At 48.5% G+C, this 1,123-nt stretch carries 1 protein-coding gene and 1 pseudogene; one reads left to right on the top strand and one right to left on the bottom strand.

The window, feature by feature from the left end; all coding sequences use genetic code 11:
- The first annotated feature begins 26 nt into the window (after window positions 1–26).
- Complete coding sequence (sdbB, locus tag STRDD11_RS09505; protein WP_128837129.1) at window positions 27–596, top strand: thiol-disulfide oxidoreductase-associated lipoprotein SdbB; 570 nt, start codon at window positions 27–29, stop codon at window positions 594–596.
- Between the two features lie 315 nt (window positions 597–911).
- Here sdbB and STRDD11_RS09500 read toward each other — a convergent pair.
- Window positions 912–1,123 (bottom strand): annotated as a pseudogene (locus STRDD11_RS09500) (NADPH-dependent FMN reductase); the annotation flags it as partial.

Here is a 1,123-nt window from a genome sequence, read left to right as displayed (position 1 = left end):
AATTTTTGGATAAAAAGGAGGCTAACATGAAAAAAACAATAGGACTTTTAACTGTTTTGCTGGCAGCTGTCAGTCTGGCTGCCTGTTCGGAACAGGCGGGCAACGGCGATAGCAGCGGCAGCAGCCAATCCAGCAGCAGTCCTGCACAAAGCACTTTCAGCCCGATTGCTGTCGGAGAGGAGGCGCCGGACTTTACCCTTCAGTCAATGGACGGAAAAACAGTCAAATTATCAGACTACAGGGGCAAGAAGGTCTATCTGAAATTCTGGGCTTCATGGTGTCCGCCCTGCCGCAAAAGTATGCCAGAACTGGAAGAATTGGCTGCCAGAACGGACCGGGATTTTGAAATCTTGAGTATCGTTGCACCTGAGTTTCAAGGAGAAAAATCAACGGAAGAATTCCCTAAATGGTTTGCGGAGCAGGGTTATAAATATGTGCCTGTCTTATTTGATACGCAGGCAGCTGCCTTTCAAGCCTATCAAATCCGAAGCATACCAACCGAAGTGCTGATTGACAGCCAGGGAAAGATTGGGAAAATCCAGCTGGGCGTCATCAGCAACGCAGATGCAGAAGCCGCCTTTCAAGAAATGAAATAATAGGCACAGAAAATCAAAGATGACGAGGCTGGGACAAACCTGTTTCGGTCTCGCTTTATTTTGGTAAAAAAAACTTATACTCGATGAAAAGCATCAGCAGACTAGTCAGGAGCAGACAGATGTGTCAAGACTGTACATCTTTCCAACTCCCAAAAGTTCCTTTGACGAAAAATCCGTTTTCTTCATCTGTCGCCTCAACAGTCTCCCAGACTGTTTTGACACAAACTGCGTTTGTTTTATCCCCTACCTCTCACAAGCTAGGAGTGAACTGAATCAAAAAAGAATGGACTCCTTGCGAATCCATTCTTTTTTGATTTAAGCGCTGGCTCCAGATGTGGCATCGGCAGCAGCACCGCCGTGTCCTCCGTCTCCTCCTCCGGCATCGGAAGCACCAGAAGTAGCGTCAGCAGAGCCGTGCCCGCCGCCGGCAGGAGCAAAAGGACCGCTGCCTCCGACTAAGCGCTGACCGGTTGTCTCTAGGTACCAGTCCAGCCAAGGCTGGAAGTTGAAGACGATTTCATTGATAC

Source organism: Streptococcus sp. DD11 (assembly GCF_001578865.1).
GTDB classification, from domain to species: domain Bacteria; phylum Bacillota; class Bacilli; order Lactobacillales; family Streptococcaceae; genus Streptococcus; species Streptococcus panodentis.
The sequence above is the reverse complement of the archived record's forward strand: the minus strand, read 5'-3'. Positions and strand labels throughout refer to the sequence as shown.